This window comes from Nocardia jiangxiensis NBRC 101359, assembly GCF_000308615.1.
Taxonomy (GTDB): Bacteria; Actinomycetota; Actinomycetes; order Mycobacteriales; family Mycobacteriaceae; genus Nocardia; species Nocardia jiangxiensis.
Genome location: NZ_BAGB01000155.1, coordinates 26,682 through 41,255, shown reverse-complemented (window position 1 = coordinate 41,255; position 14,574 = coordinate 26,682). Strand labels below are relative to the sequence as shown.

Sequence of the window (14,574 nt, the reverse complement as noted above, 5' to 3'; positions counted from 1 at the left end):
TACGGTGACATCCCGCCAGCATCGCGGAACCACCGACTGCCCATGACCGGCGATACCCCCACTGCGACACCGTTGCTTTGCCTCCCCGACACCCACCTTCGGAAACACCCGAGTTGACCTGCCGCCCAACGGCTTAACTACGCGGCATTGCCCGTTCAAGACCGAAGTGGTCAACCGGCACGGCCCGTTCAAAACGCTTACCGAGGTCGAATTCGCGCTCATGGAATGGGTCGACTGGTACAACAACGCTCGTCTGCACTCCCGGCTGGACTACCTCACCCCAGCCGAATACGAAGCCGCGTACTACTCTCAACAACCACCACGCCGACCGGCGCTGGTCTGAAACCGAAGCCGGTCCCATACCCGTGACGGTTCACCAAATTCGCCGAGGCACGGAACGGCGCAGATTGGGAATGGTGGGTCGGCTCGCTGGACCAGGGCTGGCTCTGTCTGCGAATTCAAGCCAAATGCATCTACAACACCACCTACGACGCTCTTCCTCAGCAGACGAACGGTCGGCGGCAAGTGGACATCCTCATCGAGGGCTGTGATGGCATCAGCTACTTTCCCTACCACGTCTTCTATAACGGCTGGGGGCCAAGGCGATTCAGCCCCACCGGCAGGCGACGAGACCGCGACGCGTTACGAAAGAATCCCTACTGGCCGCACAAACCGCAGCAAGATCACTGGATCACAGCACCCCTCACCCCGCCGGGGATCTCGGCCGCCAAACTCGCTGGGGACACCCCGCACTGGTGGGGCTGCGCAGCGTTGTCGAGCCACCGCGTAGTCAAGCTCCTGGCCGCGAAAAAGGAACCGTGTTATGCGCCAAAATATCTCAGGTATGCCATGCCATGGTCCAAGCTGCTTACTCCGGACTCGGCGACCTACCCGGAACCAGAGACTTTCCTGGACACGATTCAGTATCGGCTAGCAGAGGACACGAGGTCCGCAGCGGCCCCGGTCGAAGACAACTTCCCACTGGACATGGCGGTTCTAAGGGACTTGCGCATATATCAGCCTCCTCTCTATGTTTCGGCTCTTCTCGCCACGACTCTCGAGGAACCAAACCAGGACGACTACCTCTACAGGCTCCAAACATTCCAAGGCACACGCACGTTCGCAGAACCTGTCTCTGCCCATCGGATGCCACCGCAGTACATCACCGTCATGGATCTCAGTCGGCTCGGCGCGGGCTCGAACGACACTGCACCTCGTCGCTTCAACCGATAAAGGTCACCATCGAGTCCGTCGAGGTGGGTGTGCCGGGCATTGATCGAGTTCCGGTCTCGTCAGCGCGCAGTCGAGGAACCGTACGGGGGACCAGTTGGCTGCGCTGTACACCGCACGGGCCCGACACTGGCGGGAGTGGATCGGACGAAGGCCCGGACGATGGCGGCACGCTGGCATTCGACAGTGGGACCTGTCTCGGTAGCGTTCGACGTTCCATGATGTCCTGAGTCAAGATCTTGGCAGAATCTGGTGGCTCGCGACAGAGCTGCCGTAGGGCGTCACCGCCCATTCGGCCCTAGCTCCAGACTCTGGATATAGCTGAGCACGGTAATCGGTAATGCCGATTGCCGTGCATGCATGTTCAGGCTCGGCGGGACCGGTCAGTTGCTGTCGAGCGCTGACACGGGGAATCCGGATCGTCGAATGCGGTGTCTCTCACCGACAAGGATCAACGGCGGGAATCGTTCGCCTGCCGCGATGGCGTGAGCTGCTGTCACGAGCGGTTCATCGGGTACATCGAACGCCTGAATGCCCGCTCTGATGCGCTCGGCTCGGTCGGCAGGCGGCTGGCACCTCATCAGGCGGGTTTACTCATCCAGCGTCATCACCGAGACCAGCCCTGCCGCACCGGTACCAGGTTGTCATCGTCGACCCCGCCGAATCCCCGGCGACGGTATACGCCGCCTCAACCCCACCGACCACATCCGCGGATTCAGACTAATTCACACGAGGTTATGTATACCGGAGGACTCGAAACGTTCATCTTGCCGCATTCCGCATCAGAACTCCTTCGCGAGGGACACAACACTGGGCCGACAATCGACCATTCTTGCTCCTGTCAGGAATATATGTATACAGCGAAAGCGGAGTTATCGGCTGCCCGTCGCTCGGCACTGCAGAAAATGGCGAACGCGTCCTGGCATCGCTATCCGAGTCGCTCGAAAATCACTGGGATCGCGTGGAGGGCATAGCAGGCTGTGATTTGATGTCGGCCATCTCGGACTTGAACCAGGTGATCGAATCACCCCGAACGCCCACGTATGCCGAGAGCTGCCGAAGTACGTCCAGCGAGCGAGTCGACGGCACCGACCCGAGCAGTCGAACGTCGAGGCACAAATCATCGAAACCGCGTCTCCCGCAGGCACTCACTGTGCGGCGGACTGTCGCCGATCGACTACGACACCGACATGGCCGCCGTGCGCGCGGAGGTCGCTGCAACCAGGTCACGAAACGAGACCGTATAAAGGTCACGAAATGGGACCGCATAAAGGTCACGAAATGAGGCTGCATAAAGGAATGCTCCACACTTCGAGCGGGCTGGCGGTGCCAACATCGAGCGAGTAGCGTTTTTCAAGCAGGACACCCGAAAGCCTCATCGAGGCGATAACGAAGGAGTGTTGAGCATGAGTATTGATGTGTCCGCAGCCAAGTGGTTCAAGAGCAGCCGCAGCATGAGCAGTCGCTACTGCGTCGAAGTTGCGGGTTTGGATGGGGGGATGGTCGGAGTGCGTGACTCGAAGAACCCTGTCGGTCCGGTACTGGTCTTCTCGTCATCGGAGTGGGACGCCTTCACAGCTGGAGTCCAGAACGGCGCGTTCAACCAGCCTGCTTAGGAATTCGGCCCGGCCTGTGGTTTCCGAAGAACCAGGGCGGCCTCAGATCCCGAACCACGCGGCCAGCACGCCACGCAGCCGACCAACCGTGTCCCGGTCGGGCCGCGGCTGCGAGGTCGCCCAGGCCACATAACCATCGGGACGAATCAGCACAGCCGTGGCGGGTACCTCACCGACCGGCTGTCCGGCGGCGACGGTGAGCTGATCTGCGATATCGGTTATCGCGGCGGCGACCGTTCCGCCGTCGGTCAGGTCGGCCAGTAGAGGCCGTCCATCTCGGGCGAGTTCCGCGATGCGGTGTGTTCCGCCGGTATCGGCCACAGCGAAATCGGGCACCCAGTGTCGTTCCCTCTTGGCTCCGCCGGGCACCAGTTCCAGCAGCAACCGATGGATACGGTTCAACAGTTCGGTGCGTGTGCGGCCGAGTTCGTCACGGCGGTCGACCAGCAGGCCGAGCGCGACCAGTTCCGGATCTGCTTGCACTCGCTGCAAATTCGGTGACCCAGCGCGGCCAGCGCGACCGAATGGGCGTCGACCGGATCGGTTTTGCGTCCGTTGCCGGTGGCGAATACCCGCACCTGCGCCGACAGCTTGGCCGGGACGTCAAGCCCCTCCGAGAAAGCCGGAACCTCATCCGGACCCGAGCGATCGCTCTGGTCCGGGTAGGCAAACCAGCCGACCAGACCGCTGTCGAACTTGGCATCCATCCGGTCACGTTGTCGAAATGGCTGCGTCAGGACGACATCGACCACGGACTGCGACCGGGCAAACCGTCGGCGGAGTCGGCGGAATCGCGTGCGGCTCGCCGCCGGCTCGGCGAACTGGAAACCGAACTGGCGATCATCCGCCACGCCGCGAAGTTCCTCGGACAGGACACTGCCGGCCCACAAGGCGGTTCTACCCGGTGATCGACAGCCTCGCCGCGGCCGGGGCGCCGGTCGACCGATGCTGCCGGGTCCTGGGCGTTGCCAGGCAGAACTACTACAAAGCCAAGCGGCGCCCGACCACACCGACACAGTTACGGCGCCAATGGCTCACGGGATTGATCCGCGAAGTCCACGTCGCATCACGAGGCACCTACGGCCACCGCAGGATCCACGCCGAACTGACGATGGCGATGGATGTCAACGTCTGCTCCCGCACGGTGTCGGTTCTCATGACCTTGGCCCGCATCCGCGGGCTGCCGGCCTCGACGCGGGGCAAGAACCTCCGCAGTGTGGTGACTGCAGCAGACCTGGTGAACCGCAAATTCCATCGGCACAAACCGAACGAGTTGTGGGTTACCGACATCACCGTGCACCACACAAAGGAAGGCCGGGTCTACTGCGCCGCGGTCCCCGATGCCTTCAGCCGCAAGATCGTCGGCTGGTCCATCGACTCTCGCCAAGACTCCACCCTCGTGGTCAACGCGTTGGACATGGCGATCCGAAACCGCCGCCCCACACCGGGCGGGATTGTCCACGCCGATCACGGAACTCAGTTCACCTCATGGGTTTTCGGGGAGAAGATCCGCTCGGCCGGCTTGCTGCCCTCGTTCGGAACCGTCGGTGACGGGATGGACAACGCGATGATGGAATCGTTCTGGTCCTCGATGCAGATCGAACTACTCGACCGCAAGAAACCGAAGACCCGCCTCGAACTCGCGAACGCGATCTTCGACTACATCGAGATCTTCTACAACCCCCAACGCCGCCACTCATCACTGGGCTACCGCACCCCGATCGAGTTCGAGCTACTCTCCGAGCAGACACCCATACCCGCTGCCAGTTAGCCACCGCGACTGGAACCTATTTGGTGGGGCAGGTCAAACTGTCACCTATCTGTGCAGCAGACCCGCTCGGCGTGGTGATGTCTCCGGTTGCATCCTGCACACCGACCGCGGGCCTGAACTGACGGCGCGCTTCATCGATCTCGTCGTGGCCGACCGGAGAGGCGCAAGACAAGCGCGTCGAGGGCGAGGTTCACGGCGAACTCATATTCCGCGGCACCATCGAAACGGGCCAAATGGTGCGCGGCGGCCGAAACGGCGGGCAGGCCACTGTCCTCCAGGATCAACTGACGTTGCGCTATTCCAGCAGTGTCGGTGGTACCGAAGGTGGGCCCAGCATTGACTTCTCGAAGCAGCGCACCGATGAGAGTCGCGATGAGCGCTCGGAGGAGATGGACCGATTCGTCGGGGGGACAGCCGGTTTCGCGCAGAACCGCCAGAACCGCCTCGATTGGTGCGAGCCCTTCGAATGAAGCGAGCTGGCGCGTGAGCACGAGGGACGCTGCCTCCGGATGCAGCAGTGCACGCTCGCGGAAGCCTGTGGCGATCGAATGCAGGTCGAATCGCAAATCACCGGTGATGCCGGGCAGCGCGATGGAGCCCAGCAGATGCTCGGCGACGGCATCGAGCAGGCCGTCCTTGCCATCGACGTGGTTGTAGAGACTCTTGGCGTCCACGCCGAGTACACGACCTACCGCGCGCATGCTGACCCCACCGACGCCGTCCGCGTCGATGACCTTCAACGTCGCCTCGACGATTGCCTCACGAGAGAGCTGCCGCTCGCCCTTCGGGGGGCGTCCTCGGCGCGGAGTGTTGGTCGTCATGGCACTCATTCTGCCGGAACGCCTTGCATTAATCCACAACGTGGGTATACCGTGGAACACATTAACCCACGCCGTGGATAAAGGAGTGGTCATGCATTTCCCATGGGGATCAACCGACGTAGTGGATCTGCCAGGCATCGGCGATGCGATCGATACGTTGACCGTCCCGACCGCAAACGACGGCGGGCCCGGTACAAGGTTGCGCCTGGTCCGAGACCAGGGCCTCGCATTTCGCCGCGAGTTCCCCACGACCGGCATGCCGGACAGCGTGGTCACCTGCGACCTCGTCACGCTCCCCTACCCCACCCGGTTCGGGCTGTTCCGGGCGTCCCGGGCGTTGGCACCGTTCCTATCGATCACCAACCGGATGCTGGTGATCCGTTGGACCGAGACCGATGGCAGGCGAAGGGTGCTGCTCTTCGAACCCTCCGACCACGAACTCGGTCGGTACACGCCGTACTTCGACAGTCTTTCGCGCCGCACGCCCGGCGTGGTCGGACGACAGATGGTCCGCGAGCACGGAACTGTGGTCGAACATCTTGCCCGACTTGGCATTTCACCGATGGATGTCGACTACCTGATGTTCGATCACCTACACACCCAGGACCTTCGGCGCTGGGTCGGGACCACCGCGTATCAGGATGACCTGAACGAGCAGCCGAAGGCGATCTTCCCGAAGGCGAAGGTCATCGTCCAGCGCGACGAGCTCGCGGGGATGGCCGAACTGCATCCGATCCAGCGGCCCTGGTATCAACCCGCGACCTACCGCGACGTCCCGCCCGACGCCTTCCTCCCCATCGAAGGATCAGTGGTACTCGGACCGGGTGTCGCGGTCATCAAGACGCCCGGGCACGTATTCGGCAACCAGAGCCTCGTTCTGAACACATCAACCGGAATATGGGTGAGCAGTGAGAACGTGATCGCCGCCGAGGCCCTCACTCCCGAACACTCGAAGCTGCCGGGTCTGGCCAAGTGGGCGCGATCGTGGCAGCAGGAAATCGTGCTCAACGCCAACACCATCGAAACCACCGTCGATCAGTACAACTCGATCATCCTCGAGAAGACCCTCGCCGACCGGAGTCGGTCCGACCCTCGGTTTCTACAGTTCTTCCCCTCCAGCGAGCTCACCGGTGTATGGACCAATCCCGGCACGTCACCGACCTTCTCGCACCGTCACATCAGTCACGGCTGACCGCTCAGGCCAACCACCCAGAGCCCATCAGGAGCCAGCTCATGTCCCGATTCACCCTGCCTCCCGAAGACGTCCTGCGAGCCCGCGAGAAGCTGGTCCTGGACCATTTCCGCGACGAAGTTCGCCAGGACTGGGACGCCACCCTGTCCACCTTCCCGCATCCCCACTACGAGCTCATCGCGCAAATGACCGTCCACGACGGCGACAGCGAAGTGCGCGGGTACTACCACGACACGCGCGTGGCTTTCCCCGACCAGGACCACGAAATCATCGCTTTCCGCCATGCCCATGATGCGGTGATTGTCGAATTCTGGCTGACGGGAACGCATCTGGGCCCGCTGGGCAAAATCCCCGCCACCGGTTCCCGACACCGCACCCGGATGACCGCCTACTTCGTCTTCGACGCCGACGAGCATCTGATCACCGAGCGAATCTACTTCGACCAGCTCACCATCCTCGAGCAACTGGTCGGCGGGCTCGACAAGAAGAATCCCGCCGACCTGCTCAGACTCGGCCGAGCCGTGGTCGGAGCACTGGCGATGGCCGGGACCGAAGCGGACCCACGCCTGACCGACACCACCGCCCCCGATCTGAACGACTGACACCGAGTCCAGGAGAATCACAATGACAATGCGCGCACTTGTCGGTGGCAAAGGCCCGGAATGGGAGCTCGAGGAGATCCCACTCCCCGACCAGCTCGGGGCGATCCGGATCCAGGTGATGGCGGCCGGCCTGAACCGCGCCGACCTGTACGCTCTCGGCGGCTCCTACACCGCGGCCGGGCAGACCGCCGGAACGTTCACCGCGGGAATGGAAGTCGCGGGCATCGTCGAACGGTCGAGCCTGCTTGCCCCGAACCTTCCGGTCGGCACCCGGGTCATGGGCATCACCGCCGGCGCATTCGCGGACTATGCGCTGTGCCACCCGCGGATGGTGGTTCCGATCCCGGAGCACCTCGGCTTCGAGGAAGCGGCGACTCTTCCGGTCGGCCTCATCACCGAGCATGACGCACTGGTCACGCAGGCCGAATTCACAGTCGGCGACACGGTTCTCATCGTGGGTGGAACAAGCTCGGTAGGGCTCGTCGGAATCCAGCTCGCCAGGGCACTCGGAGCCGACACGGTCATCGCGACCACCACCACCGAGGACAAGCGTGCCGCCCTGGTAGCCGCCGGAGCCGACATCACCATCAACACCGCGACCCAGAACTTCGCCGAGGCGGTGCTCGCGGCCACAGAGGGCAAAGGCGCCGACATCACCCTCGACCACGTCGGCGGTGACCTGTTCGCCCAACTGCCCGCGGCAACCAGCATCGGCGGACGGATGGTCAGCATCGGCCGTCTCGCCGGTCAGGCGACTTCGCTGAACCTGGACACCATCGCCTTCCGGCGGCAGAAGCTCATCGGCACCACCTTCAGCATCCGCAGCAGGAAGGAACTCGGCGACGTCGTCCAAGCCCTCATCCCCGAAGTCCTGCCCGCGGTTCAGGACGGCCGGATAGCGCCACACGTCGACAGCGTCCACGCGGTCGCGGACGCCAGGACCGCCGCCGATCGGCTCCGGGCGAACGAAGCCACCGGCAAGATCATCCTGTCATTCGCCGACGCACACACCGGGTCATCCCCCGCAACCAGCCCCACCGCGAACATGTGGGGCACAATCGCGCAGATCGGCTACGTGGTACGCGACATCGAAGCCTCGATGCGCCACTTCACGGCCTGCGGCATCGGGCCCTGGTTCTACCTCGAGGGTGTCCGGCCCGCGAACTTCACCTACCGCGGCGAACCCTCCGACATGGCGATGGACGTCGCGGTCGCCAACAGCGGCGACATCCAGATCGAGCTCATCACCCCCGTCAACGATGCCCCATCGATGTATCGCGACTTCCTCGCCGCCGGCCACGAGGGGGTCCAGCACGTTGCCTACTGGTCCGATGATTATCAGAACCTCTACGACCGCGCACTCGCCGCCGGATTCACCGTCGGCCAGGAAGGCCAACTCGGCGGAGCCGACAGCCGATTCGCTTACTTCGAGACCGAACACCACCCCGGCACGGTCATCGAGATCTCCGACCTCGGCGGCTCGAAGAAGTTCATCTTCGATCTCATCAAGCTCGCCGCGGCAGGCTGGGACGGCAGCAACCCGATTCAAGAGATCGACGCCGACCTCATCGGTGGTGATCCCGCCGCGAAGGCCGCCATCCTCGAGGCGCTCGGATGAAAATCCATCACCTCAACTGCGGCACCATGCACCCCCGGGCGACCCCGGACGGCTTGGTCTGCCACGTCCTACTGGTCGAGGCGCCGAACGGGCTCGTCCTGATCGATTCCGGCCTCGGGCTGCAGGACGCCATCGATCCAGCAGCGAGGTTCGGCCCTGCGCGTTTCTATGTACGACCCGAGTTCGATACAGCCGAGGCCGCCATCGCTCAGGTGGCGCGGCTCGGGTTCGACCCGGGCGATGTGCGCGACATCGTGCTGACTCACTTCGATGCCGACCACACCGGAGGATTGTCGGACTTCCCGCAGGCCAGGATTCACCTCACCGCGGCAGAGTACTTCGCCGCCACCCACCCGCGGGGAATCGTCGAACGGGAACGGTATCTGTCATCGCACCGCGCGCACGGCCCGAACATCGTCGAACACACCCCGGCGGAAGGCGAGTCATGGCGCGGATTTCCCGGGGCCAAGGAACTCACCGAGATCTCCCCCGGCATCGTTCTCATCAACCTGCCCGGTCATACCCGCGGTCACGCGGCCATTGCCATCGATGCCGGTGACCGCTGGGTTCTGCACGCCGGCGATTCCTTCTACCACCGCGGCCAAATAGACGGGACCCGCAAGGCCCCGATCGCTCTCACCGCGATGGAACGCGTCATCGCTCACGACTGGAAGCGAGTTCAGGCCAACCACCGTCGGCTCGAGGAGCTATGGCGAACAGCCGACCCGGACTTGGCAATCGTCAACTCCCACGACCCCGGCCTGCTTCATCTCGCTCGGAAGTAAGAACCAAAAGAACTGTCCCCAACTGCAATCGGGACTTCGCCATGCGCCGCTTCTGCGCCGCACCCGGCCGAATCCGGCACTCCAAACGAATATCGCTGAAAAATAGCTGTCATTGCTGTGGGCCCACACTGCAACGCAGATTCCATGGAAGGAGACATCATGCGTATCACCTTGCTGGGCGCCACCGGCCCTACCGGACTACAGGTTTTCGAGCAAGCCGTCCAGGCGGGTCACGAAATCGTCGCCCTTGTCCGCGACCCTGCGAGACTGCCGCAGCCAAGGGGCGGCCGGGTCGATGTCGTCACTGGCGACGCCACCAATACCGAAGACCTGTCCAAGGCCCTCACCGGTAGCGACGTCGCAATCTCCACGCTGGGGGCTGGAAAGAACTTCAAATCCGACATCGCTACCCAAGCCACTCGCGCCTTCATTCCCGCAGCTCACGCCGCTGGTCTACAACGCGTGATCTGGCTGTCCGCTTTAGGCGTCGGCGACACCGCTGGACAGACTCCGACACTGGTCAAGTTCGCGATCAGGGTGATGATGGGCAAGCTGTTCGACGACAAGGCCGTCGCCGACGACATGCTTCGCTCGAGCGATCTGGACTGGACCCTCGTATATCCCATGATTCTCACGGACGGGCCGCGGACCAGGCTCTACAGAACCATCGATCTGCCTTCCTCCGGCAAGGTCGGCAGCCGAATCAGCCGGGCCGACGTCGCCGACTTCATGCTGCGTGCTGCGCTCGGCAACGAGTGGTCGCACCACAATGTCGCAGTGGCCCGCTGAGACGGGCAAACAATGGACCGATCAAGTCCGCGTTCCTGGTGCCTCATCCGGAAAGGTTGACACGGTCATGCCTGGGTACGGCGACCAGCCATGACCGGCAAAGGATGGTTCCCGCCGGAAGGTGATGTCCACGTGCGAATCTGGCTGGCCGGCGTGGTCTTCGACTACCGGGCCACCGCGGCGGCAGTACGCAACTTGATCCACGATTGGAGGCGAAAGCATTGGTGCACAATCGAATTGATACGCGACGCCATCGACGCCCATCGGCTGCTGCCGCGCCTACCGTGTGAACAACTGTTCCTCGGACCGTGACCAGCGACGCCAAGATGACAGCGGGTCAGGTTGATCGGCGAGCTGCGCTTGGGCCTGTTCCGTCGCACGCAGCGAGCGCTCCAGCCGTAGCGCTGAGGGTTCCGCTGTGCGGCCGGCGAGTAGAAACTCTGCCAGCTTGTCGGCGTTACTCACGCTTGCCGGGTCCATGGACCCGTTTCTCGTTCACCCCGCTGCCCTCGTCGACCCGCAACGCCGCCCACGCACGCGGAACCGTGGCCCGGATGTTTCACCGCATGGGAACGCAGCCGGACCCGCAAACCCTCATCCGAATCGGCGGGACATGTAGAACAAATCGTCATTGACAGTAGGCTCATCCGCGGAAGGAAGACGACGACGAGGGCGCTGCGAAGGTGTTCATGGCTTCTGCTCTCGTCGACACGAGATTGCTGCGGCCGGTGGATCGCGCGAAGACCCGCTGCCCGATGGGTTGTTCGCTACTGAGCATGTCGCGTGTTGCGACATCGCCATCGATGGAGTTGGCGAGGAAGCGCCGGCCGTCCTCGAGCCTCCCGACAACGATGCCGGTCTGGTCCGTGCGGCCGTACTTGGTGGTGTAGCTTTCGACGACAGCCCATCCGTCAGCAGTGTGAGCTGCTGAAATACTCAGTGCCGCATCGAGTTCTGTTTGGATCTCTGTGCTGTGACCGTGACGCCATTCCACTGGCTTGGTCGAATAGACGCCGACGGAGTACTTGCTGAGGTAGCCCCCGTTAGCGCCCACAAGACCGAACGAGCCGGGCGCTGATCGCAGTCGGGTGACCGTTTCGGCGATTGCGTGCATCGAATAGTTGTTGCCGGCACCGCCGAAGAAGGGAAGGCCACCGCTTGCGGTGAGATGCCGCGGATCGGTGGGGCTCAGTCCGAGTCCGTCGCAGATATTGAAGACCGCAATCGGGAAACAGCTGTAGAGGTCGATCGATGAAAGTTGTGCGGCCCCGATACCAGCGATATCCAAGGCCAGGGTTGTGGCCGCGATGGCCGCCGGGCTCGTGCTGAGGTCCGGGCGGGCCAGGAGGTCCTTTTCGCGAAGGTCTGCGTGACCGTGGAGGAAAACCCATTTCGATTCCGGTATGCCAAGACTTCTTGCAGTGCCGACAGACATCATGAGTAGGGCCGCACCTTGATTGACCTGATCTCGCGAAACCATGAACCGCGGATAGGGATCGGCGATCATGCGATTGCGCTCGGTGACCGTGGCCAGCTCTGCCGCTGTTCGTTCGGTCGGGGCCGCCGCATGCACGTTCCTCGCCGCAACTGAGGTGAACGGTTCGAAGAGTTGCCCCATGGACAGCGCGTAGTTGGTGCGCGTTCGCTCGAGCCGAGCACGACGAGCGTTCTCGAACAGGGCGTATCGAGGTGGTGCGCCGATGAGTCCGTGGTTCGTCTCGGACTCCGACACCAGGCCTTCCAATCCGTAGCCGCGATCCTCGAGCTGTCCTCCGCGGTGCTCGGTGAAGTCGGGTCGTTGCTCGGCCTGGGCGAGATGGCGGACTGTGGAGATTGCCTCGGCCCCGAAGATCAGGGTTACTCGGGAATCCTCCCGTGCGATGGTGCAGGCCATCTCGGTTACCAGCTGTTGGGGAGCTTGGCCGCCGCTGATTTCCAGGATTGCGCGCCGCGGATCTGCGCCGATCCGATCCGCGACCGATCTGGGATAGTTGTCCGATCGACCCAACGGTGCGAGCGCGATGGGCGTTGAGTTCTCGAATTGCCTTATGCCGGCGACGGTATCGATCTGTGCGGTGATCGACCGGGGATCTACACCACCGTCCGCTATCGCGGCTCTGGAAGCTTCCGCCGCCAGCTCCACGGGACTCAGCTGCCTGTAATTCGGTCGATCGATGCGGTCGGACACTTGGCCCACCCCCACCATGACCGGGGTATGCGGGTTCAGGTCTAGGTCGTGCACAAGAGTCATCCTTCCCGGGATGCCGAGTCGTGAAATCCTGTCAGGACAAGAACAATTTTTCCCATTGCTGGGAGTACTCTTTAACCCGCTCGGGCGTCAGGTCGGCCGTATCCGGCGACTTGATGTCTTGGGCGCGTGCAACTGCTCCCGGGATATCAGGCAGTGTCGCGGCGTACCCGTTGTTCAGTGCCGTTTGGCCTTCCTTGGTGACCATGAAATCAGCGAGCACCTGGGCTGCGTTCGGGTGCGGCGCCACCCTGAGAACATGGCTGTACCACGGTGTCCCCCAGGGTTTTTCAGGGAGGGTCCAGCCCACGGGCGCCCCGGCAGCGATCTCTGCCACCAATGGCTGGACCGCGGGCGCGACGACGACTTCGCCCGATGTCAATGCTTGACCGATTGCGATCGCACTGGGGAAGACGCGCGGCTTCAGTGCGGCCAGTTTCTCCCAATAGTCTTCGCCGAAAGTTTTGGAATAATATCGGTATAGATCGACATAAGATGCAATACCCGTCGGGTTCACGATGCCGATTTTTCCGGTGTATTCTGGTTTGAGAATATCCCGAGGACTCCTGAGCCCATTCGGAACACTTTCGACGTTCCAGCCGAGCGCGAATACTGCGGCGCTGGTGAGGAAAAAACGATTGTTGATCACGCTTTTTTCCGGCTCGTAAGCAGGACTCCCGAGGCTCGGCCCCACCAATTTCGTCGAGTATGCGCCCGAATCGGATGCGGTCTTGATCCATGCCGCGTCCGTCACCATGTGAACGTCCGCTACTCCCTTGCCGATCCGATTTTCGATTTCTACACGGGGGTTGATGTCGGCATCTGTGCCGCGGACGAATTCCATGCTGATCTTCGGGTATTTCGCCTCGAAGGACGCCTTCAGTGCTTGCAGGTTGGCGGGCTTCTGGCTCGAATAGAGCAGTACGTGGCCTTCCTTGTTTGCAGCTGCGACGACGTCGTCCCAGCTCCCGTGTATCGGCCCGGTCGAATGCGTGCCGCTACCACACGCCGCCAGGCTCAACGAGGCGAGAATCGCGGTGGCAATGGTCAATGTGCGGAAGCGAGTTCTCATTCTCATTTCCCCGCCCAGATGGGTGATCGCTTTTCGGCAAAGGCGCGGACGCCCTCGGAGGAGTCTTCGCTACTCATCACTCCGTGTGCTTCATGTTTCGTCCGTGTCCATGAGTGAGCTTCTGTTTCATAGGAGCCGTCGCTGATCGCTCTGGCTATCCGCTTGGTTGCTCGGACTGCGAGTGGAGCGTTCGCGCTGATGCGTTCGGCGATCTCCAGCGCGGTCTCGAGTAGTTCGTCGGCCGGCACCACTCGGTTGGCCAGACCTAGCTCCAGTGCCCGTGCTGCGGTGATGTGCTCACCTGTCAGTGCCAGTTCGAGGGCTATTTTCGGCGCGATCTGCGCGGCGAGACGGAAGGCGCCACCCGCGCCGGCGATCACCCCGCGGGTCACCTCGGGCAGGCCGAACGTCGCTGTATCGGAGGCGACCAGAAGATCACTGGCCAACGCTATTTCGGTGCCACCGCCCAACGCGAAGCCGTTGACCGCGGCAATCGTCGGCACCGACACCGCGTGACGAACGTATCCGGCGAATCCCCACGGGCCATCGGAACCGATTCCCTCGCCACGGGCAAGGGCTTTGAGGTCGGCGCCCGCACAGAATGCCTTGGTTCCTGCCCCGGTCACGATGATCGCACGGGTGTTGGGATCACTGTCCGCCTCGGCCAGTGCCCGGCCCAGCGCCTCGGCGACGCTCTTGTTGATGGCGTTGCGTGCCTCTGGCCGATTGATGGTCAGTATGAGTACGTGTCCGCGACGTTCCTCGAGTAGCGGCGTAGTCAGGGCTCCCGCATTCGGAGTGTGCTCAGTGCTCGGTGTTGTCACGCGTTT

14 protein-coding genes and 1 pseudogene are annotated in these 14,574 nt (G+C 62.8%); 10 read left to right on the top strand and 5 right to left on the bottom strand.

Features of this window, described 5'->3' with window-relative positions:
* Positions 1-166 precede the first annotated feature (166 nt).
* The 3 genes and pseudogenes from ON40_RS52665 to ON40_RS36825 all read left to right on the top strand — a co-directional run bounded on the left by ON40_RS52665 (position 167) and on the right by ON40_RS36825 (position 2,846).
* On the top strand, positions 167-343 hold the full coding sequence (locus tag ON40_RS52665; RefSeq protein WP_157186661.1) for an IS3 family transposase: 177 nt from the start codon (positions 167-169) through the stop codon (positions 341-343).
* Between the two features lie 41 nt (positions 344-384).
* Positions 385-1,233, top strand: a pseudogene (locus ON40_RS56595) (DUF6615 family protein); the annotation flags it as partial.
* Positions 1,234-2,636: 1,403 nt separating this feature from the next.
* Complete coding sequence (locus ON40_RS36825) at positions 2,637-2,846, top strand: DUF397 domain-containing protein (protein ID WP_040829988.1); 210 nt, start codon at positions 2,637-2,639, stop codon at positions 2,844-2,846.
* A 42-nt stretch (positions 2,847-2,888) separates the two neighbouring features.
* Here the strand turns inward: ON40_RS36825 and ON40_RS54070 are convergent, their stop codons facing one another.
* On the bottom strand, positions 2,889-3,329 hold the full coding sequence (locus tag ON40_RS54070) for an aromatic-ring hydroxylase C-terminal domain-containing protein (protein WP_040829970.1): 441 nt from the start codon (positions 3,327-3,329) through the stop codon (positions 2,889-2,891).
* A gap of 149 nt (positions 3,330-3,478) precedes the next feature.
* On the opposite strand from ON40_RS54070, the gene ON40_RS36810 reads away from it, so the two are divergent.
* Positions 3,479-4,617, top strand: a protein-coding gene (locus tag ON40_RS36810; protein WP_085997865.1) for an IS3 family transposase whose coding sequence is annotated in 2 segments (ribosomal slippage) — positions 3,479-3,728 and positions 3,728-4,617 — 1,140 coding nt in all. Because the reading frame shifts where the segments join, the coding sequence is not laid out codon by codon here.
* A gap of 131 nt (positions 4,618-4,748) precedes the next feature.
* Here ON40_RS36810 and ON40_RS36805 read toward each other — a convergent pair.
* Positions 4,749-5,438 carry a TetR/AcrR family transcriptional regulator gene (locus tag ON40_RS36805; RefSeq protein ID WP_085997863.1) on the bottom strand — a complete coding sequence of 230 codons (690 nt, stop codon included), beginning with the start codon at positions 5,436-5,438 and terminating at the stop codon, positions 4,749-4,751.
* Between ON40_RS36805 and ON40_RS36800 the strand changes: the two genes are divergently transcribed.
* From ON40_RS36800 to ON40_RS36770, 6 genes are all read left to right on the top strand, one after another.
* On the top strand, positions 5,437-6,630 hold the full coding sequence (locus ON40_RS36800) for an MBL fold metallo-hydrolase (protein WP_245568154.1): 1,194 nt from the start codon (positions 5,437-5,439) through the stop codon (positions 6,628-6,630). The two genes, ON40_RS36805 and ON40_RS36800, sit on opposite strands and share 2 nt — an antisense overlap.
* Positions 6,631-6,671: 41 nt before the next feature.
* Positions 6,672-7,232, top strand: a complete 561-nt coding sequence (locus tag ON40_RS36795) for an ester cyclase (RefSeq protein WP_040829967.1) — start codon at positions 6,672-6,674, stop codon at positions 7,230-7,232.
* 22 nt (positions 7,233-7,254) lie between these two features.
* On the top strand, positions 7,255-8,850 hold the full coding sequence (locus tag ON40_RS50560) for a zinc-binding dehydrogenase (protein ID WP_083896180.1): 1,596 nt from the start codon (positions 7,255-7,257) through the stop codon (positions 8,848-8,850).
* Positions 8,847-9,635, top strand: a complete 789-nt coding sequence (locus ON40_RS36780; RefSeq protein WP_040829966.1) for an MBL fold metallo-hydrolase — start codon at positions 8,847-8,849, stop codon at positions 9,633-9,635. Before ON40_RS50560 ends, ON40_RS36780 begins: the two co-directional genes overlap by 4 nt.
* Before the next feature lie 159 nt (positions 9,636-9,794).
* The gene (locus ON40_RS36775; protein ID WP_040829983.1) at positions 9,795-10,424 is read left to right on the top strand and encodes an NAD(P)-dependent oxidoreductase; all 630 of its coding nucleotides are present in this window, start codon (positions 9,795-9,797) and stop codon (positions 10,422-10,424) included.
* Between the two features lie 90 nt (positions 10,425-10,514).
* The gene (locus ON40_RS36770) at positions 10,515-10,736 is read left to right on the top strand and encodes a hypothetical protein (protein WP_040829965.1); all 222 of its coding nucleotides are present in this window, start codon (positions 10,515-10,517) and stop codon (positions 10,734-10,736) included.
* A gap of 331 nt (positions 10,737-11,067) precedes the next feature.
* On the opposite strand, the gene ON40_RS36765 is transcribed toward ON40_RS36770, so the two are convergent.
* The 3 genes from ON40_RS36765 to ON40_RS36755 are packed head-to-tail and all read right to left on the bottom strand — an operon-like array spanning position 11,068 to position 14,568.
* Complete coding sequence (locus ON40_RS36765; protein ID WP_083896179.1) at positions 11,068-12,675, bottom strand: acetyl-CoA acetyltransferase; 1,608 nt, start codon at positions 12,673-12,675, stop codon at positions 11,068-11,070.
* Positions 12,676-12,706: 31 nt separating this feature from the next.
* Positions 12,707-13,750, bottom strand: a complete 1,044-nt coding sequence (locus ON40_RS36760) for an ABC transporter substrate-binding protein (protein ID WP_051194139.1) — start codon at positions 13,748-13,750, stop codon at positions 12,707-12,709.
* Positions 13,747-14,568, bottom strand: coding sequence for a crotonase/enoyl-CoA hydratase family protein (locus ON40_RS36755; RefSeq protein WP_040829963.1), 822 nt, complete (start codon positions 14,566-14,568; stop codon positions 13,747-13,749). The genes ON40_RS36760 and ON40_RS36755 overlap by 4 nt, the downstream gene beginning before the upstream one ends.
* Positions 14,569-14,574: the final 6 nt, after the last annotated feature.